Source organism: Catenulispora pinisilvae (assembly GCF_015356865.1).
Classification (GTDB): Bacteria; Actinomycetota; Actinomycetes; order Streptomycetales; family Catenulisporaceae; genus Catenulispora; species Catenulispora pinisilvae.
Genome location: NZ_JAAFZA010000522.1, coordinates 1 through 1,035, shown reverse-complemented (window position 1 = coordinate 1,035; position 1,035 = coordinate 1). Strand labels below are relative to the sequence as shown.

Below are 1,035 nucleotides of genomic sequence, written 5' to 3'. Positions count from 1 at the left end.
ACGGAGGATTATGCGGGTACTGATTTCACCCCAAAGCGGGACGGCGGTCGGAGCCGCGGGTAAGGGGCGTCCCCGGTGTCCATCGACGTTGTGTGACGAACACCAACGAACGTTCCGAGGACGCCGTCTCCTCTGTCTACTCCTGCCGCCTGCCGCTGTCCACGAACACCGTCAACTACGTCGCCGACCTGCTGCGCAAGCATCTGAAGGCGATCCGGTCGCGCTGGCGGTCCCGGTCCGCGGGCCAGATCACGGTGCTGGTGCTCGCGGTGCTGCGCCACGATCAACGCGCCGCCGACCTGGCCGGCGGCAACCAGGTCTCGGCGACCACTATCCGCCGTTGGACCGATGAGGTGATCGCCCTGCTCGCGGCCCAGGCACCGCGCCTGGACCGGGCCTTGAAGAAGATCGCCCGCGTCGGCGGGGAGGTCGTGCTGCTGGACGGCACCCTGATCCGCACCCGCCGCCGCACCGGGAAAGCCAACCGCAAAAACTACAGTGGCAAACACAAGTCGCACGGCCTGCTGTTCCTGGCCCTTACCGACGAGGCCGGCAACCTGATCTGGATCTCCTCGGCCCGCCGCGGCGCGGCCAGCGAGGTCAAGACCGCCCGCCACGACAAGATCTGCGAGCACCTGCGCGCCGCCGGCCTGGGTGCCCTGGCCGACCTCGGCTTCGTCGGTCTCGACCAGGACCCTGAAGACCCGGTGATCATCACCGGGGCCAAGAGGACCCGCAAGAAGAAACTCACTGCGGCCCAGAAGCAGGCCAACCAGATCATCGCCGCCGCCCGCGCCCCCGTCGAGCACGGCTTCGCCGCGCTCAAGAACTGGCGCATCCTCACCCGACTCCGGCTCAACCAGGCACGGGCCACGAACCTGCTGCGCGCCCTGCTCGTCCTGACCAACCTCGAAGTCACCCGCTGACCGCGGCAGACGATCTAGACCGCAGACACCCGCCTACGAACAGGATGAACACCCGCAAACCCGATCACACCAGTACCCTGACCAGCGACGTCATGTTGGCATTCGCTCA

At 67.3% G+C, this 1,035-nt stretch carries 1 protein-coding gene; it reads left to right on the top strand.

Translation table 11 applies throughout. The features are described 5' to 3' along the window. Positions 1-92: 92 nt before the first annotated feature. Positions 93-926: a transposase family protein gene (locus IZR01_RS53950; RefSeq protein WP_194927903.1), complete on the top strand. Its 834-nt coding sequence runs from the start codon at positions 93-95 to the stop codon at positions 924-926. Positions 927-1,035: the final 109 nt, after the last annotated feature.